This is a genomic window from Bacillus sp. 522_BSPC (assembly GCF_001076885.1).
GTDB lineage: Bacteria > Bacillota > Bacilli > Bacillales > Cytobacillaceae > Niallia > Niallia hominis.
In genome coordinates this window covers 1-20,460 of record NZ_JVDT01000005.1, presented here as the reverse complement: position 1 = coordinate 20,460, position 20,460 = coordinate 1, and the positions used below count along the sequence as shown (strand labels likewise).

The window sequence follows — 20,460 nt, the reverse complement described above, 5'->3', positions numbered from 1 at the left end:
GGTTACAATCAATCATCAATAGCTATCAGTTTTTCAGTGCCCTCGTAGCTGAGGAGGCTCGCCACTCGCCCCGTGGAAAGCGAAGTGTATTCAGGCTGCGGTTCATAGCAACAAACATTACGAAAACAGCCAAACAAATACAAACACAAAAGCCAATCGAAACTTAATTAATTTTCAAGGAGGAAGTAAGGTGAAAGAGATAAAATCAGCTGCGGTTATTGGTTCTGGAGTAATGGGTGCAGCGATTGCGGCACAGTTTCTTAATGCAGGCATTTCTACCGTTCTTCTGGATATTGTGCCAAATCAGTTAACAGAAGAAGAGAAACAGAAAGGATTAACGAAAAAGGATAAGATGGTAAGAAATAGATATGGACTGCTTGCCATCGAAAAAATGAAAACAGATTCTCCTAGTCCACTCACCTCTTTTCATAATTTATCGCTTTTAACAATAGGGAATCTAGAGGATGATTTATCACTTCTGAAGGAAGTAGATTGGATAGTTGAAGCGATAATTGAAGATGTTCAAATAAAAAAGGAATTATTTAAAAAGGTAGATCAATATAGAAAAAAAGAATCAATTGTTAGCAGTAATACTTCTGGTATCTCCATAAATAAAATGAAAGAGACTCTTTCTGCAGATTTCCAAGCACACTTTTTAGGGACTCACTTTTTTAATCCGCCTCGCTATATTAAATTGATGGAAATAATTCCTACAGAAGAAACTGACCCCGTAGTGGTGAAAATCATAAGTGATTTTGCTGAAGAGACATTAGGAAAAGTGGTAGTAAAAGCCAGTGATACTCCTAATTTCATTGCGAATCGAATTGGTTCATATGCTTTTTTAAACATTGTGAAAGAAATGATGAAGGCTGATTTAACAATCGATGAAGTGGATCAATTAACTGGTCCGCTAATTGGCCGCCCGAAAAGTGCCACCTTTCAAACCTTAGATATGGTTGGCTTAGATACTTTTTATCAGGTCATTCAAAATATGCAAGGAAAAATGCAAATGGCAGAAGAAATAGAGATGTACCAAATCCCAGCTTTGCTAGAAGCAATGCTTAAGAAGAAGATGCTTGGTAGAAAAGTTGGAAAAGGGTTTTATAGTAAAACAGAAAAAGGATTAAAAGTTTTAGATTATCATACATTCACATACAAGGATTTAACAGCAACGAAAGAAAATGTGGTTAAAAAGCCTCTTTCATCGTTTTTACAGGAAAAAAATAAAAAAGCATTTTTTTTATGGAATGGAATTGCCCCATTTTTGCTTTACTCTGCAAAAATGGCTGGTGAGATAACAGATTCCATTTATGAGTTAGATCAGGCTGTTCAATCTGGTTTTAACTGGAAAAATGGTCCGTTTCGTTTATGGGATAAATTGTCTCTAAAAAACACGATCGAGCGAATGGAAGAAGAATTAATGGATATTCCTTTATGGATCAAAGAAATGATTGATCATGGATTTGACCAATTTTATAAAGAAATTAATGGGGTGGAGCATTATTATCATAAAGGACAATATTTGCCCATTCCAAAAAGTATGGATCAAATAAGCATTCGAGAAAGTAAAAAGCAAAGAGATCCCCTTCTTTCTAATGATGGAGCAAGTCTAATAGAGATAGGGGATGGTGTCTTATTGCTTGAATTACACAGTAGAAATATGAGTATTGGTGTCGATATTCTGACGATGATTGAGAAATCGATAGCATTGATAGAGGCGCAGGAATTTAAAGGGTTGATTATTGGTAGTGAAAAAAAGAGTTTTAGCCTCGGTGCAAATTTAGCATTGATGCTTCTAGAAGCACAAAACGAAGATACTGTTGAAATAGAGCTAGCCGTCCGCCGTTTTCAGCAAGCAATGAAGCGCATAAAATATTGCAAAAAGCCAGTTGTAGCGGCTCCTTATCAAAAAACATTAGGGGGAGGAGCGGAAATTTGTCTAGCGGCAAGCAAGGTGCAAGCTTCCTTAGAAACGTATATTGGTCTTGTGGAAACAGGGGTTGGGCTTATTCCAGGTGGTGGAGGAACAACCGAATTGTATTGTAATAAATGGAGAAAAAAGCCAAGTTCTTCAACGGAGGATTTACTAAAGCTTACAGGAGAGGTATTTCAGACGATTTTAACAGCTAAGGTTGCTACTTCTGCCGCCCATGCAAAGGAAATAGGCTTTTTTACGGAGATGGATGGGATAACCAATAATGAACGATTTATATTAAGAGATGCCAAAAAAGCAGTCCTACAATTAGCCAATGAAAATTATCTCCCTCCAAAAAAAGAAAAAATTGTTGTGTCAGGTAGAAATGGCTATCAATTCTTAATGAAGGAAATAGTAAAGCTACAAAAAATCGGGTTTATATCGGAGTATGATGCCTTCATTGCAAGCAATCTTGCAACAGTTCTTACAGGCGGCGATGTAGATTGTGGAGCATTGGTAGAGGAGGATTATCTATTAGACCTAGAAAGAGAAGCTTTTATTCGTTTGATTAGAAAACAAGAGACACAGCAAAGAATGCTGCATTTATTACAAACAGGGAAGCCATTGACAGCGAAATAAAGATGAAAAACCTTGAAAGGAAGGAAAGGATTACTATGCAAAAGGGTGGAAGTTTTTTAACAGAACCAATCACCATAGACGCTATCTTTACACCAGAGGATTTTACAGAAGAGCATCAAATGATTGCAGAAATGACAAGTGAATTTGTGCAAAAAAAGGTGTTGCCACATTTAGCTGAAATGGAAAATCATCAATTTACAATTACGAAACAATTGATGGAAGAAGCAGGAGAGTTAGGACTCTTAAGCTCAGATATTCCTGAAGCATATGGCGGTTTGGGATTGGATAAAATTAGTACAGCAGTTATTTCGGAAATGATGTCTGTGGCAGGGGGGTTCTCTGTTACGCACGGTGCCCATATAGGAATTGGCTCATTGCCGATTGTCTTATTTGGAAATAAAGCGCAGAAGGAAAAGTATTTACCAGCATTAGCTAGCGGTAAAAAAATAGCATCTTACGCATTAACAGAACCTACGGCCGGATCAGATGCGCTTAGTGTAAAAACAAAGGCTGTTTTAAATGAGGCAGGCACACATTATCGTTTAACAGGCGAAAAGCAATGGATTACGAATTCTGGAATTGCAGATATATTTATTGTATATGCAAAAGTCGATCAAGAGTATTTTACTGCCTTTATCGTTGAAAAAGAATTTTCTGGTGTGTCAGTGGGAAAAGAAGAAAAAAAATTAGGAATCAAGAGCTCATCAACTTGCGCAGTCCGTTTTGATCAGGTAGAAATACCCATTGAAAATGTATTGGGAGAGGTAGGAAAAGGCCATTTAATTGCATTAAATATCTTAAACATTGGGCGCTATAAACTAGGCCTTGGAGCTATTGGCGCTAGCAAGGAAGCCCTTAAAAAGACGATTGCCTATACAAAACAACGAATACAATTTTCCACCCCAATAGCTCATTTTCCTCTAACACTTGAAAAGTATGCGACGATGGCTTCTTATATTTATGCCGCAGAAAGCACTGTTTATCGAACAGCTGGAATGCTTTCAGAAGCAATGGATGAACTATCGGACGATGTAGAAATGAAAGTAATGGCAAAAATTATTAATGAATACGTAATTGAGTGTAGTTTAAATAAGATTTTTGCATCAGAAGTATTAGATATGGTTGTAGATGAATGTGTTCAACTTCATGGTGGTAATGGTTTTATGGAAGACTATGATATTGTTAGAATGTACCGCGATTCAAGAATCAATCGTATCTTTGAAGGAACAAATGAAATAAACAGGTTAATGATACCTCCTACCTTGGCGAAAAAGTGCCTAAAAGGTGAGCTTCCCATTTTGTCCCTAGCAGCGATGACAGAAAAAGAGATGCTTTCCTATCTTCCGGATGAACCAGATGGAAAACCGTTATCACAAGAAAAGATGCTCCTCTCCAATGCAAGAAAAATTACCTATCTCTTATTTGGAATGATGCTGAGACAATATAAGCAACAATTGGAAGAACAGCAAGAGATTATGGTGAATCTAACAAATTTAATCAATGCTGTCTTTGCGATGGATTCTTGTATTATAAGAACGGAAAAGGCGATGATAAAGGGCAAGAACGATGAAATGCAAAAATTATTATATACGGAAATATATTGCCAAGAAGCCTTCCAACAAGTGATTTTAGAGGCAACAGATACTTTAGCATATATGCTTAGCGGCGATGAATTAAGATTATCCCTTTCCGTATTGAAGAAATATACTAGATTTACGCCAAAGCCGATTATTAGAAGTAAGAGAGAGGCTGCTAAATGTATATTAAAAGCCGGTGGATATCAGGTATAATTTTATTGATAAGAATGATTCAAGGTTCTTCAGACAGTTTGGGTTACTATCATGAAGAACCTTTCTCTTGTATCAACCCAATAACTTTATGGTTATCTTCCTTTTCAAAAGAGAAGAAGTTCCATTTTGCATAACGCAAAAATGAATGGAGAAATCTAGTTAGGAGATAAGTTCCGTAGAGGTCTTCTTTATTGAAGTTTCACTTTATATAAAATTGTGATAATATTTAGTTGGATGTTATAAAATACATAGATTATGGGTGATGGAATGAAAGTTACTTTTTATTGGTATCCAAAATGCTCAACTTGTCGTAAGGCAAAAAAGTGGCTGGATGAAAATCATGTGTCATATGAAGAAGTACATATTGTCGATAATCCTCCTTCCCGCGAATTATTAGAGGATTTGTATAAAAAAAGTGGTCTAGAATTAAAGAAATTCTTCAATACGTCTGGACAGAAATACAGAGATCTAGGATTAAAGGATAAAATGAAAGAATCATCAGAGGACGAACTGCTTGATTTACTTGCTTCTGATGGCATGTTAATAAAAAGACCTTTAACGACAGATGGAAATAAAGTTACATTAGGCTTTAAAGAAGAAATGTTTAAAGAAAGTTGGGCATAACATTACCTGCTTTTTTTAATAGGTGGCTCTAAGATAAAGGGCAAATATGATTTTACGGAGGGGTTAATAATGACGGTACCAAAGGATTTAAGATATTCAAAAGAACATGAATGGGTAAAAGTTGAAGGAGATAATGCTCGTATAGGAATTACACATTTTGCACAATCTGAATTAGGCGATATCGTATTTGTTGAACTACCGGAAGTAGGCGATGAAGTAACTGCGAATGAGCCTTTTGGAAGTGTAGAATCTGTAAAGACAGTTTCGGAATTATATGCTCCAATCAGCGGTAAAGTAGTAGAAGTAAATGAGGATCTTAGTGATAATCCAGAGTATGTTAACGAATCTCCTTATGAAAATGCTTGGATGGTAATTATTGAACCAAGTGATAAAGCAGACATTGAAACACTAATGACTGCAGAGCAATATGAGGACATGACGAATGAAGGATAATTCTTAGTAATGATGACATCGGTAAATTGCCGATGTCTTTTCTTCAATTGAGTGCTTAATTAGATAAATATTAAGTTGAAAATTGTTTCATTAACCTACTTCTTTCTCTTTAAGTTTGAATATGTTAAAGTATATCAAATAACTCCTTTAGGTGATCAAAATGAAAAAAGTAATCATTGTGGAAGGTAAATCGGATAAACGAAAAGTAGAAAAAATTGTACGTGAACCGGTGGATATTATTTGCACAAATGGAACAATTGGCGTTTCGAAGCTGGATGAATTATTAGAAGAATTAATGGATAAAGATGTGTATATTCTAGTGGATGCAGACAAATCTGGAGATAAGATAAGAAAGCAGTTTAAAAGAGAGCTTCCAGAAGCAGAATTTCTTTATATTGATCGGAAGTACAAAGAAGTTGCTACCTCTCCTGAACATCATTTAGCAACACTATTATTACAGGCAAACATTGAGATTAATGCAAAATATTTAGATGCAAGGATGAATGGATTATGATAGATTGGAAGATCGACCAATGGGAGAAACAAATCAAGGATGCTCCTCTTGTATGTCTTTATTTGTATACTCCCCTTTGCGGAACATGTATGGTTGCTTCTAAAATGCTAACAATATTACATACAATGAAGCCAGATTTACATTTAGGAAAAATGGATTTGAATTATGCACCAGAATTAGCGGTAGAGTACGAAGTCGAAAGTGTACCATGTTTAGTTATTGTAGAAGAGGGATTGCTAAAGGAAAAATTGTATAGATTCGAATCGGTTCCTCATTTAGTAGAGGTTATCAATAAATATACGAAGTAGAAAGACTCTTTTTCAGACAGAAAGGGTCTTTCTTTTATGGTTTGGTGGATAAACGAAGTGGCACCATCCATAAAAGCCAGTTTACTAAAAAAAGGTAACAGTAACAAATCACTTATTCTAAAAAGACTCTATCTATCCCAAAGCAAAGCTTACCAATACGGATTTTAATTCTAGGATTAAAAAAAGATTGTTCTTATAAAGCAGGTTTTTTCTATTATTGCAAGAATAAGTAATAATATAAGATTGTTCGGCAGAAAGTAGGAGATGCTTTTGCAGGAGTGGATGACAAGTTTTGTAGATAAGTTGAACCGTAAAGAGTCTTTAAAACCATTATTACGAAACACTTCTTTTTCATTAGCAATATCATGTCAAAAGGTTGCCTATTTAATGGAGGTAAGGAACAATCATTTTTCATGGAGAAGGATGAAAGAGGAGAATCCAGATGTATGGTTAATGGGGGAAAGAGAAAGTATTCACTCCATTGCAAGTGGAGAGATTCTTCTGAGAGAAGCAAAAAAGAACGGATTGATTCAATTAGATGGATCTTTAAGAAAAATCCTTTTATTAGAATCTCTGCTTTTCTTATGCAATTCACCGCCTGAAAAACGAATCGGTTAAGTAGGGGGATCCTAAAAGAATAGTTCTTTCCTTTTTCCTGAAATCCCCCTTTTCTTCCAGAAAGGGACTGAGATTTCAGGTTATTTTTTGATTCTTTCTTTCTCGTTTTCTCTCTTATATCCCCCTTTTTTTATCGAATTAATTATGTTAGAAAATCTAACAGTATTTAATGGAAAATTCAGAAAAAATATTATATTAAAAAATGTGTTGACACGAATATCAGTAAGTGGTAAATTACATCTATCATATTAGCGAATTATAAATTTCATATCGATAATGAAACTCTTATCAAGAGAGGTGGAGGGATGTGCCCTATGAAACCCGGCAACCGTCAGTATACTGAAACGGTGCCAATTCACACAAAGCGTTTAGCTTTGATAGATGAGAGAAAGGGATATTATTAATAATAGAAACCTTTCTGCTCATCTTGCAGAAAGGTTTTTTTATTATGTGGAATGATATGATGTACTTTGTTAAAAACTATTTTAAAATAGTTATCGATAAAGTGGAATTTTAGATAGAAGTAGGTGAACAATATGATTAATGTTAACGCAGTTAAAAAAATATATACCTCTAGAAGCGGGAAGGTCACTGCAGTCGATCACGTAGACTTAACCATTCATTCAGGAGAGATATTTGGAATAATCGGATATAGTGGTGCAGGAAAAAGTACATTAATCAGAATGCTGAACGGATTGGAGATTCCTACTGAAGGAAGTGTTTCGGTTGCAGGACATGAGGTTTCTAAAATTAAAGGAAGCAAGCTTCGTAAGGCGAGACAAGAAATCAGTATGATATTTCAACATTTCAATCTGCTGTGGTCAAGAACGGTAAAAGAAAACATCGCTTTTCCTTTAGAAATAGCAGGCGTAAAAAAATCAGCAAGAGAAAAGAAAGTGCTTGAGTTAATCAAGCTAGTAGGATTGGAAGGAAGAGAAGATGCATATCCTTCACAATTGAGTGGTGGTCAAAAACAGCGTGTTGGCATCGCAAGAGCACTTGCGAGTGATCCAAAAGTTCTTCTTTGTGATGAAGCCACCTCAGCATTGGATCCGCAAACGACGGATGCCATCTTAGATTTGTTAGTGGATATTAATAAGCGTCTTGGTCTTACAATTGTTCTTATTACACACGAAATGCATGTTATTCGGAAGATATGCCACCGAGTTGCTGTAATGGAAGAGGGGAGTGTAGTAGAAACGGGACCTGTTATTGATGTTTTTAAAAAGCCCCAGAAAGAAATCACCAAACGTTTTGTTCAACAAGTCATTGAGCCAGAAGAAGCGAAGGACACAATTGATCATTTAATAGCGCAATACAAAACTGGAAGCTTGGTAATGCTAGGATTTGTTGGTGAAAGTGCAGAACAGCCTGTTATCACAAATCTAATTCGATCTTTTTCTGTTTCGGTGAATATCATTCAAGGGAAAATTTCTCCGACGCAAAATGGATCGTATGGAACTTTGTATATTCATATGGATGGAGAGAAAGAAGAAATAGAGAAAGCTATTCAATACCTTCATTCTCAAGAAATTAGTGTGGAGGTGATCGAAGGATGACCGAAAGTTTACTGCCAAATGTAGATTGGGAAATAATGTGGAAAGCCACAGTAGAAACCCTTTTTATGACTGGATTCTCGATTATTTTTACCTTTATACTCGGAATTATTCTAGGGATTACTTTATTCTTAACTGGTAAAGGGAATATGTGGAATAATGCTTTTGTTAACAAAGTGATTAGTGCAATTGTTAATATTTTTCGTTCCATCCCTTTCATTATTTTATTGGTTTTATTAATACCATTAACAACTTTCTTAATCGGTACGATGATTGGACCGAAAGCAGCTTTACCATCTTTGATAATTGGAGCTGCTCCGTTTTATGCAAGACTTGTAGAAATCGGCCTTCGTGAAGTAGATAAAGGAGTCATCGAAGCTGCAAAGTCAATGGGAGCAAAACCAACTACGATTATCTTTAAAGTTCTTTTGCCAGAATCTATGCCAGCACTTGTTTCAGGAATTACGGTAACTACGATTGCGCTAGTTGGATCTACTGCAATGGCAGGGATTATTGGTGCAGGGGGACTTGGGAATTTAGCTTACTTACAAGGGTTCCAAAGAGGTAATGGTGATGTAACACTCGTGTCAACCATTATTGTATTAATTATTGTATTTATCATCCAATTTATTGGAGATTATATAACAAAAAAATTAGATAAAAGATAAGGAGAATAAAAATGAAAAAATTATGGACATTATTAATTGCTTTGACATTTATACTTGTACTTTCTGCATGTGGATCGTCTGAAGATAAAAATGAGAGTGGTGCTTCTAACGAAGAAAAAGAAACAACTAAATTAGTGGTAGGTGCTTCTAATGTACCGCACGCTGAAATTTTAGAGGAAGCTAAGCCGATTCTTAAAGAAAAAGGAATTGATTTGGAAATTGTTACTTTCCAAGATTATGTATTGCCAAACAAAGCATTAGAATCAAAAGAATTAGATGCTAACTATTTTCAACATATCCCTTATTTGGATCAACAAATTAAAGATAATGGATATGACTTTGTAAATGCAGGTGCTATTCACATTGAGCCAATGGCAGTTTTCTCAAAAAAATATAAAAGCTTAGATGAGCTTCCAGATGGAGCGACAATCATTCTAAGTAATTCAGTTGCTGAACATGGCCGCGTGCTTTCTCTTTTAGAAAAAGGTGGATTAATTAAACTAAAAGATGGAATTGATAAAGTGAATGCAACAATCGAAGATATTGTAGAAAATCCAAAAAATATTCAATTAAAAGCAGATTATGAGCCATCATTACTTCCTCAAATCTTCAATAACAATGAAGGGGATGCAGTTGTTATCAATGCAAACTATGCATTAGATGTAGGTTTAAACCCAGTGGAAGATTCAATTGAAATTGAAGGAAGTGAATCTCCATATGCGAATATCATTACCGTTCGTAAAGGAGATGAAAGCAAAGAAGCTATTAAGACATTGGTAGAAGTACTTCATTCAAAAGAAATTCAAGATTTCATCAATACAGAATATAAAGGTGCAGTTGTACCAGTTAGTGAATAAGATTTAAAGAAGATGTTCCTATAAAAGACCAAAACATAAAGCAAATATCCAATTGAGAATGAAGTCGCTTCTATCAATAATGGATATAGCTTGTGTATCGGTCTTTATAGGGACATTTTTTTATGATGTTTCAAAATAAAGTTGTTTTCCAATGAAGATTTTCTCATTTTAAAGGGAGGATTCCATTTCCAATAAGTACTAGGGCTAAATTCAATACGTGTATAAATACTAAAACGATGCACTATATTAGTGCAGAATTTGACAGCTAGTAATAAATAGTATAGTTTAAAGTACTTATCATTTATACGAAAGTAATGTTATGTAATATAATAAGGAAAGAAATCGTTTCCAAAATAACGAATAAATAGATATTGATAAGTGGATGAAGTGTATTTATTTTGTTTTTATGATAATTTTCCTTATAGAACTGGAAGCAATAGGTTGCTATCAGTTTTTATTTGTTATAAGATTAGAATGATAATAAATTGATAATGAAGTTTCGACAATTTTGTGAACAAAACTTCTTTTACTATGGAGGTATTATAATATGAGTCAACCTAAATTAGTCATTAATGATTTACATGTTTCAATCGAAGAAAAAGAAATTATTAAAGGTCTTAACTTAGAAATCAAAGGTGGAGAAATTCACGCAATCATGGGACCAAACGGAACTGGTAAATCTACTTTATCTTCTGCAATCATGGGTCACCCGAAATATGAAGTAACTAGCGGTGAAGTAAGCCTTGATGACGAAGATGTATTGGAAATGGAAGTAGATGAGCGCGCGCGTGCAGGTCTATTTTTAGCGATGCAATATCCGAGCGAAATAAGTGGTGTAACAAATGCTGACTTCTTACGTTCTGCTTTAAACAGCCGCTTAGGCGAAGGAAATGAGATTTCATTAATGAAGTTTATCCGCAAAATGGATGAAAACATGGACTATCTAGAAATGGATCCAGATATGGCACAGCGTTATTTAAATGAAGGTTTCTCTGGTGGAGAGAAGAAACGTAATGAAATTCTTCAATTAATGATGTTAAACCCTAAAATTGCAATTTTAGATGAAATTGATTCTGGCTTAGACATTGATGCACTAAAAGTTGTTTCAAAAGGAATCAACAAAATGCGTGAAGAGCGTAAAGAAGATTTTGGTTGCTTAATCATTACTCACTACCAACGGTTATTAAATTATATCACTCCTGATTACGTTCACGTAATGATGCAAGGTCGTGTTGTTAAATCTGGCGGTCCTGAGCTTGCACAACGCCTAGAAGCAGAAGGATATGATTGGATTAAAAAAGAGCTAGGTATTGAAGACGAAACTGTTGAACAAGAAGCGTAATTGTTAGGAGGATTGACCAATGACAACGGATATTAAATTACCATTTGACCAAGAATATCTTTCCTCTTTTTCGAAAGATATGAACGAACCTTCTTGGCTAACGGAGCTGCGTGTTAATGCATTAGAACAAGCAGATTCTCTTCCAATGCCAAGACCGGATAAAACAAATATTAAAAACTGGAACTTTACACAATTTGAAAAACACATTGTAAGCAGTGAAGATTTTTCTGATGTAAATGACTTGCCAGAACAAGTAAAAGCACTTATCGATTTAGAAAAGAATAAAACACTTTATATTCAAAGAAATAACCGTCCAACTTTCTTAGCTGTTTCGAATGAATTAAAAGAAAGTGGCGTAATTTTTACTGATATTTTCACAGCAGCCAGAGAGTATAGTGACTTATTGCAAAAATACTTTATGAAAGATGCTGTTAAAGTTGATGAACATAAATTAACGGCTTTACATGCGGCTCTTTTAAATGGTGGAGTATTCTTGTATGTTCCTAAAAATGTAGTAGTGGAAGAACCAATTCAATCTATTTTCTTACATGATGACAAAGAAGCAAACCTTTTTAACCATGTTATTGTTGTAGCAGAAGATAATAGTTCTGTTGTTTATGTAGAAAACTATGTTTCTACCGTTGATCCTGAAGAAGCAGTGTTCAATATTGTTACAGAAGTAATTGCTAACGCAAATGCAAAAGTTCAATATGGGGCAGTTGATAATTTAGCGCATGGTGTTACTACGTATGTAAATCGCCGAGGTGTTGCAGGTCGTGATGCTAAAATTGAATGGGCATTAGGCTTCATGAATGATGGTAATACAATTTCTGATAATACCACATACCTAATGGGCGATGGCTCATATGGTGACACAAAATCAGTAGTAGTTGGTCGCGGAGATCAAAAGCAAAACTTTACAACAAAAGTAGTTCATTATGGTAAGAGCTCAGAAGGCTATATCTTAAAGCATGGTGTAATGAAAGATAAAGCTTCTTCTATCTTCAATGGTATTGGAAAAATCGAGCATGGTGCTACGAAAGCAAATGCAGAGCAAGAGTCTCGTGTTCTGATGTTAAGTGAAAAAGCTAGAGGCGATGCAAACCCAATTCTATTAATTGACGAAGATGATGTAACTGCAGGCCATGCTGCATCTGTTGGTAGAGTTGATCCTTTACAATTGTATTACTTAATGAGCCGTGGTATTCCACAACATGAAGCAGAAAGATTAGTTATTCATGGTTTCCTTGCTCCAGTTGTAGAACAATTGCCAATTGAAGGTGTTAAAAAGCAATTAGTAGAGGTAATTGAAAGGAAAGTAAGATAATGGATAGTAAACATATTCGTTCTTACTTTCCGATTTTAAACCAAGAAGTCAATGGAAATCCTTTGGTTTATCTTGATAGTGCGGCCACTTCTCAAAAACCTGTCCAGGTAATTGAAACATTAGAAAAATACTATCGAGAGTATAATTCTAATGTTCACCGTGGCGTTCATACCTTAGGGACAAAAGCGACGGATGCTTACGAAGGAGCAAGGGAAAAGGTAAGAAAGTTTATCTCTGCTTCTTCGATAGAAGAAATTATCTTCACTCGCGGAACTACAACAGCTCTTAATACAGTTGCACAAAGCTATGCGATGGAAAATATAAAAGAGGGGGATGAAATAGTCATCACCCCGATGGAGCATCATAGTAATATCATTCCATGGCAGCAAGTTGCTAAAAAAACGGGAGCAACACTAAAATATTTGCCTCTTCAAGCAGATGGCACGGTAGCGATTGCTGATGTGGAAGAAACAGTTACTCCGGCAACAAAGTTAGTTTCTATTGCTTATGTTTCTAATGTTCTAGGAGTTATTAATCCAATAAAAGAAATAGCTGCGATAGCGCATAAAAATGGAGCTGTTCTTGTAGTAGACGCAGCCCAAGGCGCTCCCCACGTAAAAATTGATGTGCAAGATTTGGATTGTGATTTTCTTGGGTTCTCTGCTCATAAAATGTGTGGTCCAACGGGAATTGGGGTACTTTATGGAAAGAAACATCTTTTAGAAAACATGGAGCCAATTGAATTTGGTGGGGAAATGATTGATTTTGTCGGTTTATATGAATCTACTTGGAAAGAACTTCCTTGGAAGTTTGAAGCAGGGACGCCGATTATTGCAGGTGCTATTGGATTAGGGGCTGCAATTGATTTCCTCGAAGAAATCGGCTTAGAGAATATAACGGAACATGAGCATAAATTAGCAGCCTATGCAATAGAGAAAATGTCTTCTATTAACGGTTTAACAATTTATGGTCCGCAAAGTGCAAACAATCGGGCTGGCGTTATCACTTTTAATATTGAAGATGTTCACCCTCATGATGTTGCAACAGTGTTGGATGCTGAAGGAATTGCTGTACGTGCAGGACATCACTGTGCACAACCATTAATGAAATGGCTAAATGTTTCTGCAACCGCTCGTGCAAGTTTTTATCTATATAATTCGGAAGAAGATATTGATAAGCTTGTGGAAGGGATTGGCAAAACAAAGGAGTATTTTAGCGATGTCTTTTAATAATTTAGATTCTCTTTATAGAAGTGTTATTATGGATCATTATAAAAATCCTCGGAACAAAGGAGTTCTTGAAGGTAGCTTGACCGTTAATATGAATAATCCAACTTGTGGGGACCGCATTCTTCTAACAATGAAATTGGAAGATGGGGTTGTCGTCGATACGAAATTTGATGGAGAAGGATGCTCTATTAGCATGTCTTCTGCATCCATGATGACACAAGCAATTAAAGGAAAGACAGTCGAGCAGGCGTTGAAAATGTCTGAGTCATTCTCTGAGATGATTCAAGGAAAAGACTACGCGGATGATATGGACTTGGGGGACATTGAAGCACTTCAAGGTGTTAGTAAATTCCCTGCAAGAATCAAATGTGCAACACTAGCTTGGAAGGCAATGGAAAAAGGGATAAACGAAGGTTAAATTCGTAGGATTACCACCAAGGTTGCATGTAGAATGGAGGAAAATGAAATGGCAAAAAAGATGCCCGAAATTGGGGATTATAAATATGGATTTTCAGACAAAGACGTTTCTATCTTTCGTTCCAAACGTGGATTAACGAAAGAAATCGTTGAAGAAATTTCAAAAATGAAGGCTGAACCACAATGGATGTTAGACTTCCGCTTGAAATCATTAGAGCATTTTTATAAAATGCCAATGCCACAATGGGGTGGCGATCTATCTGCTTTAAACTTTGATGAAATTACGTATTATGTAAAACCATCAGAGAAGACAGAAAGATCTTGGGATGAAGTACCAGATGAAATCAAACAAACATTTGATAAGCTTGGTATTCCAGAAGCTGAGCAAAAATACTTAGCTGGTGTGTCTGCTCAGTATGAGTCAGAGGTTGTTTACCATAATATGCAAGAAGATCTTGAGAAAATGGGGATTGTTTTCAAAGATACGGATTCTGCATTAAGAGAAAATGAAGATATTTTCCGTGAACATTGGGCAACAGTTATCCCAGCTACAGATAATAAGTTTGCTGCCTTAAACTCAGCTGTATGGTCTGGTGGATCTTTCATTTATGTTCCAAAAGGAATTAAAGTGGATACGCCATTACAAGCGTACTTCCGTATTAACTCTGAAAATATGGGACAATTTGAAAGAACGTTAATCATCGTGGATGAGGGTGCAAGTGTGCATTACGTGGAAGGATGTACAGCACCAGTGTACACAACTAACTCTCTTCATAGTGCGGTTGTTGAAATCATTATTAAAAAAGATGCATATTGCCGTTATACGACGATTCAAAACTGGGCAAATAACGTATACAATCTAGTTACAAAGCGTGCTGTTTGTGATGCGAATGCTACAATGGAATGGATCGATGGAAATATTGGTTCTAAATTAACGATGAAATACCCTGCTGTTATCTTAAGAGGGGAAGGCGCAAGAGGAATGACTTTATCTATCGCTCTTGCTGGAAAAGGACAACACCAAGATGCTGGAGCAAAAATGCTTCACTTAGCTCCAAATACATCATCTACCATTGTTTCTAAATCTATTTCGAAACAAGGTGGAAAAGTAACATACCGTGGGATTGTTCACTTTGGACGTAAAGCCGATGGTGCCCGTTCCAATATCGAATGTGACACATTAATCATGGATAACAAGTCTACTTCCGATACTATTCCATACAATGAAATTTTAAATGACAATATTTCATTAGAGCACGAAGCAAAAGTTTCGAAAGTATCTGAAGAGCAATTATTCTACCTAATGAGTAGAGGTATTTCCGAAGAAGAAGCAACAGAAATGATCGTAATGGGCTTTATCGAGCCATTCACAAAAGAATTACCAATGGAATATGCAGTTGAAATGAACCGTCTAATCAAGTTCGAAATGGAAGGTTCTATCGGTTAATATCCAAAAAACCTTTAGATTTGAGGGGATTTTATATCGAGCCAACTTGGTGGCGTGCCAAATTCGTGCCAAGTTGAACTCATCTTTTAGTATAGGAGGCGAACTTTTGAAGTTCGTCTTCTTCTATTTTTTCGGTAATATCAAGATAAGTGTCCGCTGTTGTTTTAATGGTTTTATGTCCCAATCGATTTGATACAAATTCAAGTCTTGCCCCCGATTCAACCAGCAGGACTGCATGAGTATGCCTAAAGGCGTGGGTGCCTTTATAATCAACACCGGCTTTTTTGCAATAATCTTGCATTGTTTCACGGATGATAGAAGGTGTTAAATAATGTCCGTTATAATTTTGAAAGATAATGCCATCTTCATTTTTGCGGAATCTTGGATTTCCTAAAATCAATTCATTTTGCTTCATCTTGAACTTCTTCAATTCACGTACTAAATCATTATCAATCTTGATCGTCCGATATGATGAAGAATTTTTTAATGTTGTCAATTTTACATTGTTATTATCATCACGACTTGTTTGTTTAGCTATGGTTACTTTATCACCATTAATATCTTCCCATCTTAAAGCTAATGCCTCGGATATCCTTAAACCGGTTTTACTTAAAAAGTACATAAGCACGTAGTAAAGCTGATATTCAGGAAAGCGTTGATGCTTATATGCTTTCATGAAATCCAATAATTGATTTAATTCTTCTAGGCTGAAATATTTCACTTTTTCCTTTTTTATAGCAACAGAGTCTTGTACTGGAACTCTTAATTTATCAGCCGGATTTTTTTCAAGCACTTCAAGTTCATGAACAGCATAATGTAGGATGCTTTTCATATGGGAAAGATATTTTAACCTTGAACCAAATGAGTATTTTTCTTTTCCGTTTTCATCAAGTTCACCAAATGAAGCAATCCATCTTTTTATTTCAGGTCTATGAATCATCATGATTTTTTTATGTCCAAAAGTGGGCAAAATGTGATTCCTTATAACTACTTCAATTTGTGTATATGTTGATTCCTTTACATTAGCTTTTTTATGTTCAAGCCAATCTTTCACAACCTCATCAAAAAGCATATTTCGATCATTTATTGTTTGCCCATAATATTTTCTTTCTTCAACTTTTGCTGCTTCAATTTCTGCTTCCTTTTTTGTTCTGAATGTGCCAAGGCTTACTAATTTTCCATCCTTGTGAACCCGTGCCTGCCATTTTCCACTAGGAAGCTTTCTGAAGTTTGCCATGCTGCTTTTTCCCCTTTCAATCCTTTAAAACAATTTCGATAAGGCTTTTTATTTTTGATTTTTCTTCTGTTGTCAGAAGCCTGTCCTGAAAAAATATATGAAGATCGGAAGTTAATAAAGAATCGAGTTCAAATTGTTCTTCATCATTTTCTTCATCATTTTTTCGTAATACACCATTTTCAAAGTATTCTTGTCTTATGTCTGAAAACCCATTTACTTTTATAGATATATATCCTGCAGCTTTCATTAAATCAATAGATGGAATATTTAGCCCTGTTGCAATTTTTTCAAACTATAAAAATGCTCCCAATTTGCCCAAGCAGGGACAAGATTTGAATTTGCTATTAACACTCGAGGGGCATTTTCGTGAGTACGAAAAACAGCCACTGGTTTAACAGATTGGACGAGTAAAGTCTCATCATTCTCCAATTCTTTTAAACTAGCAATAATTTGGTCATAGCTTTCCCATTTACGTGCTGCTTTTCCTATTCCTCCATATACAACTAACTCATCCGGATTTTCAGCTACCTCCGAATCAAGATTATTCATAAGCATGCGTAGCGCAGCTTCTTGTGTCCAGCCCTTACAAGTTAATTCATTTCCCCTAGGCGCTCTTATCATCGTTTTATTCATTGTTAATCTCCCCTTTTAGATGAAGTAATGTAATAAAAAGGTATGCACCCATCCAAGTGGCTTTCCCTCTTATCCATATTGTAATCTTCATAACCTATGTAAAATATAGAAAAATCAGGAATGAGATAGAAATTATATTTATAGTTTTGTTCAAATTTACTTGTGAAAAAGGAAAAATATATAAATCTTAATTTTTATTGATTAAAAATTTCATTCATCTTGTGTTGAAAAATGCTTGTACTTGATTGATAAATTTTATAACTAACGGTGGCAAATACCGGTTTTTATCATACGCCAAATATACAATTCTTGATATGTTTGGGGCATAGATATTTCTTATAATGCAATTATTTCTACTAGAATGCGTGACATAATTTTCCGGGACAACTGTTATTCCAAGACCTGCTTCAACTAAATTGTATGCAGTTTCGAAACGTTCAATTTCAAATTGTATGTTTGGCTTTATTGCTGATTTTTTAAAAGCAATTAAAATATCATTACGGGTTTGAAATCCTTCCTTACAAACTATAAAGCTTTCCTCAGCCATGTCATCCATTTCTATTATTTCTTTTTGTACCAAATGATGATTTGGTGGTAAGAGAGCAACTAATTTCTCGTTATAAATAGGAACAGTTTCAATCGTTTCATGTTCAATAAATTGATTCGTAATGGCTAGGTGAATGTCTAAATTTTGAATGGCTTCTATTACATCGTTCAAACTTAATTTCTCCAATATTGTTACGCGTACATCCGTATGTTCTTTCTTATATGTCGCCAAAACCTTTGGTATCCAAAACATGGTTGATTCAATCAGACCAATTGATAATTCGAGTGGACCCTGAATCTTCATTCGAGTCATTTCGTTCGATATATGTTCAAAATGAAATAATAACTTTTTTGCCTCGTGATATAAAACTTTTCCTTCTTTCGTAATACACATATCCCTTGTATTTCTCTCGAATAATATTAATCCTAGTTGTTTTTCCAACTTTTTAATAGCCATACTTAATGATGGTTGAGAGACATGGAGCAATTCAGCTGCTCGAGTATAGCTTTTTTCATCGACTATGGTAACGAAATAGCGTAATTGACGTAAATCAACTTTTTAACACCCCATGATTAATAATAGGAAATAGGAAGATAGCAAAAAAATATTTTTTGACTTGTATAGTTCTTTTACAACCAAATCGAGTAAGATCATTTATAAACAGAACTTATAAAAACATAAGAAAAATATATTTGTAATTATATATTATGTTAATTGAATCAATTTCATAATTACCTGTTTTAAAAAAGTTTAGAGTATCCCTAAGATAAATATAGGATTTTTTTAAGTTTAACCCTACGAACTTTGTTGTTGATTTCCGCTCCAGGCGGGCGCTTTCCGCGGGCGGTCCGTGAGCCTCCTCGTCGCTTCACTCCTGCGGGGTCTCACCTGGACACGCTTTTCCCGCAGGAGTCGCCGCCTTCTGCTCCAATCAACAAGGCTAAACTTAATAGATTTATCATCGCCTTTGATTTAGGCAGCTTGTTGTTGATTTAACATGGCATTGAAGCGGTCTACGGCTAGTTTTGAAGCATTATAAACTAAAGTTACAAGATCAAAATGAACCTTGGCACGTTTTCCAGTACGATATCGAACATTGTTAAGCTGAAAATATCCCTTGAGGTAGGCATTTACACGCTCAACAGCTGTACGTCGTTTAAAAATTGTCTTCCATGATTTTGAACCACGGGCTGGTGCCGTGTACTTTCTTAAATCTGTTGTAATCCTAACTTTGTATACTTTTTGACAGATACCTTCATCAGCTAAAGGACAATCTTTACATTCCTTCGGACTTTTATATTTTAGTGTTTCATATTTCGTATCGAAGCTATCGTACCGATAGGAGTGTTCCCGGAAACATGTTGGTGCAAAATGTTTATCAAACCCAATAAGTTCAGGCTCATTCCGTTTATTATAAGCAATCACTGCTTGGTGTCCCATTAGATGTATCTGCGTGTAGATAGGCTCATAATCGTATCCAGCATCCATTGTTCCAAAACGTAGAGTTGAAAGTTTAACACGCTCATGAATCCCTTTTAACAAGGGGATTGCGGCTTTTCCATCATTCAGATTGCCTGAAGAAAACAGAGATTGAAAAATGTATTGGCTCGTTGTTCCAACAGCTAAATGAGCTTTAAAACCGTACCAAAAAACATTTTTTCCTTCACTATTTTTCTTTACACCCCATTGAGGGGCCTGAGGAATCTCAGATCGAAGGTCGGCTAAAGGAACATCTAACTGTTCTTCAATTTTCTTTTCAAATAGAGGGAGATTGGCTTCATGTTCAGCCTTTTCAATCAACCATTGTTCTCGCTCTTCCTTTGATTTGCGACCACGTTTCTTAAGTTCAGTTTTAGGTTTCTCTTTTTTTGGTGGAGCCTGATCTTTGGCCTCAAAGTGAGTTGCATCAATTGCGACTGTATCGTCTGTAATGAATCCTTCAGTAATCGCATTTTTGAGAAGAATCTCTTGTACTTCTTCCAAAATATTTGATTCACTGATGATTGTAATCATTCTTGAATAAGCAGCTTCAGACGGTACAGAATCAGAAACTAAAAAACCGCAGTCGAGCCGGAATATCATATCATTCTTTAATCGCTTAACTAGGTCTTTAACAAATGGAATACGTTCAGTTATTCTAGCGACTAAAGAATAGATCATTGCAGCGTAATTTAGCTCCACAGGTCTACCAAAACGTGATTTCTTCGTTACCACAGCGAAGATTGGATCAATGTCAATAGCAGAAAAAATAGCTTCAAATCGTTGGGTAGGTTCTAACTCGTATAATTCTTGTATGTCAAATAGGCTTCCTTGTCGTATAATAGTCATAGGGAGTCTTC

Annotated in this window: 19 protein-coding genes, 2 pseudogenes and 1 riboswitch; of the genes and pseudogenes, 15 read left to right on the top strand and 6 right to left on the bottom strand. The window is 35.5% G+C overall.

Annotation, left to right across the window (positions count from 1 at the left end; genetic code table 11):
* Positions 1 to 190 precede the first annotated feature (190 nt).
* The 15 genes from ADJ83_RS00520 (at position 191) to sufB (ending at position 15,704) form a co-directional block, all read left to right on the top strand.
* Positions 191 to 2,554, top strand: a complete 2,364-nt coding sequence (locus ADJ83_RS00520) for a 3-hydroxyacyl-CoA dehydrogenase/enoyl-CoA hydratase family protein (protein ID WP_031536344.1) — start codon at positions 191 to 193, stop codon at positions 2,552 to 2,554.
* Positions 2,555 to 2,556: 2 nt separating this feature from the next.
* Entirely contained in the window at positions 2,557 to 4,344 is a 1,788-nt protein-coding gene (locus ADJ83_RS00515) for an acyl-CoA dehydrogenase family protein (protein WP_035416173.1), read from the top strand.
* A 267-nt stretch (positions 4,345 to 4,611) separates the two neighbouring features.
* Positions 4,612 to 4,968: an arsenate reductase family protein gene (locus tag ADJ83_RS00510; protein ID WP_031536341.1), complete on the top strand. Its 357-nt coding sequence runs from the start codon at positions 4,612 to 4,614 to the stop codon at positions 4,966 to 4,968.
* Between the two features lie 69 nt (positions 4,969 to 5,037).
* Positions 5,038 to 5,421 carry a glycine cleavage system protein GcvH gene (gcvH, locus tag ADJ83_RS00505; protein WP_031536340.1) on the top strand — a complete coding sequence of 128 codons (384 nt, stop codon included), beginning with the start codon at positions 5,038 to 5,040 and terminating at the stop codon, positions 5,419 to 5,421.
* A 160-nt stretch (positions 5,422 to 5,581) separates the two neighbouring features.
* The gene (locus tag ADJ83_RS00500; RefSeq protein WP_031536339.1) at positions 5,582 to 5,935 is read left to right on the top strand and encodes a toprim domain-containing protein; all 354 of its coding nucleotides are present in this window, start codon (positions 5,582 to 5,584) and stop codon (positions 5,933 to 5,935) included.
* Positions 5,932 to 6,243: a thioredoxin family protein gene (locus tag ADJ83_RS00495; protein WP_031536338.1), complete on the top strand. Its 312-nt coding sequence runs from the start codon at positions 5,932 to 5,934 to the stop codon at positions 6,241 to 6,243. The genes ADJ83_RS00500 and ADJ83_RS00495 overlap by 4 nt, the downstream gene beginning before the upstream one ends.
* Positions 6,244 to 6,513: 270 nt before the next feature.
* Positions 6,514 to 6,861 (top strand): hypothetical protein, encoded by a 348-nt coding sequence (locus ADJ83_RS00490; RefSeq protein ID WP_031536337.1) that lies wholly within the window; start codon positions 6,514 to 6,516, stop codon positions 6,859 to 6,861.
* Positions 6,862 to 7,143: 282 nt separating this feature from the next.
* Positions 7,144 to 7,249: riboswitch (SAM riboswitch) on the top strand.
* Positions 7,250 to 7,397: 148 nt separating this feature from the next.
* Positions 7,398 to 8,420: a methionine ABC transporter ATP-binding protein gene (locus tag ADJ83_RS00485; RefSeq protein WP_031536336.1), complete on the top strand. Its 1,023-nt coding sequence runs from the start codon at positions 7,398 to 7,400 to the stop codon at positions 8,418 to 8,420.
* Positions 8,417 to 9,085: a methionine ABC transporter permease gene (locus ADJ83_RS00480; RefSeq protein WP_031536335.1), complete on the top strand. Its 669-nt coding sequence runs from the start codon at positions 8,417 to 8,419 to the stop codon at positions 9,083 to 9,085. Before ADJ83_RS00485 ends, ADJ83_RS00480 begins: the two co-directional genes overlap by 4 nt.
* An 11-nt stretch (positions 9,086 to 9,096) precedes the next feature.
* The gene (locus ADJ83_RS00475) at positions 9,097 to 9,942 is read left to right on the top strand and encodes a MetQ/NlpA family ABC transporter substrate-binding protein (protein ID WP_031536334.1); all 846 of its coding nucleotides are present in this window, start codon (positions 9,097 to 9,099) and stop codon (positions 9,940 to 9,942) included.
* Between the two features lie 547 nt (positions 9,943 to 10,489).
* A complete protein-coding gene (sufC, locus tag ADJ83_RS00470; RefSeq protein WP_031536333.1) occupies positions 10,490 to 11,284 on the top strand; it encodes a Fe-S cluster assembly ATPase SufC in 795 nt (264 codons plus the stop codon).
* Between the two features lie 19 nt (positions 11,285 to 11,303).
* Complete coding sequence (gene sufD, locus ADJ83_RS00465; RefSeq protein WP_031536332.1) at positions 11,304 to 12,611, top strand: Fe-S cluster assembly protein SufD; 1,308 nt, start codon at positions 11,304 to 11,306, stop codon at positions 12,609 to 12,611.
* Positions 12,611 to 13,840 carry a cysteine desulfurase gene (locus tag ADJ83_RS00460; RefSeq protein ID WP_031536330.1) on the top strand — a complete coding sequence of 410 codons (1,230 nt, stop codon included), beginning with the start codon at positions 12,611 to 12,613 and terminating at the stop codon, positions 13,838 to 13,840. The genes sufD and ADJ83_RS00460 overlap by 1 nt, the downstream gene beginning before the upstream one ends.
* Entirely contained in the window at positions 13,830 to 14,258 is a 429-nt protein-coding gene (gene sufU / locus ADJ83_RS00455; RefSeq protein ID WP_031536329.1) for a Fe-S cluster assembly sulfur transfer protein SufU, read from the top strand. Before ADJ83_RS00460 ends, sufU begins: the two co-directional genes overlap by 11 nt.
* 48 nt (positions 14,259 to 14,306) lie before the next feature.
* Positions 14,307 to 15,704, top strand: a complete 1,398-nt coding sequence (gene sufB, locus ADJ83_RS00450; RefSeq protein ID WP_031536328.1) for a Fe-S cluster assembly protein SufB — start codon at positions 14,307 to 14,309, stop codon at positions 15,702 to 15,704.
* Positions 15,705 to 15,783: 79 nt separating this feature from the next.
* On the opposite strand, the gene ADJ83_RS00445 is transcribed toward sufB, so the two are convergent.
* The 6 genes and pseudogenes from ADJ83_RS00445 to ADJ83_RS00425 all read right to left on the bottom strand — a co-directional run bounded on the left by ADJ83_RS00445 (position 15,784) and on the right by ADJ83_RS00425 (position 20,449).
* Positions 15,784 to 16,941 carry a tyrosine-type recombinase/integrase gene (locus ADJ83_RS00445; RefSeq protein ID WP_031536327.1) on the bottom strand — a complete coding sequence of 386 codons (1,158 nt, stop codon included), beginning with the start codon at positions 16,939 to 16,941 and terminating at the stop codon, positions 15,784 to 15,786.
* 16 nt (positions 16,942 to 16,957) lie between these two features.
* Positions 16,958 to 17,188, bottom strand: coding sequence for a hypothetical protein (locus tag ADJ83_RS00440; protein WP_031536326.1), 231 nt, complete (start codon positions 17,186 to 17,188; stop codon positions 16,958 to 16,960).
* 35 nt (positions 17,189 to 17,223) lie between these two features.
* Positions 17,224 to 17,574, bottom strand: a pseudogene (locus ADJ83_RS00435) (urocanate hydratase); the annotation flags it as partial.
* A 214-nt stretch (positions 17,575 to 17,788) separates the two neighbouring features.
* The gene (locus tag ADJ83_RS00430) at positions 17,789 to 18,424 is read right to left on the bottom strand and encodes a LysR family transcriptional regulator substrate-binding protein (RefSeq protein WP_231512524.1); all 636 of its coding nucleotides are present in this window, start codon (positions 18,422 to 18,424) and stop codon (positions 17,789 to 17,791) included.
* A gap of 126 nt (positions 18,425 to 18,550) precedes the next feature.
* Positions 18,551 to 18,643, bottom strand: a pseudogene (locus ADJ83_RS26755) (helix-turn-helix domain-containing protein); the annotation flags it as partial.
* Positions 18,644 to 19,093: 450 nt separating this feature from the next.
* Positions 19,094 to 20,449, bottom strand: coding sequence for a transposase (locus ADJ83_RS00425; RefSeq protein WP_031536323.1), 1,356 nt, complete (start codon positions 20,447 to 20,449; stop codon positions 19,094 to 19,096).
* Between the last annotated feature and the right edge of the window lie 11 nt (positions 20,450 to 20,460).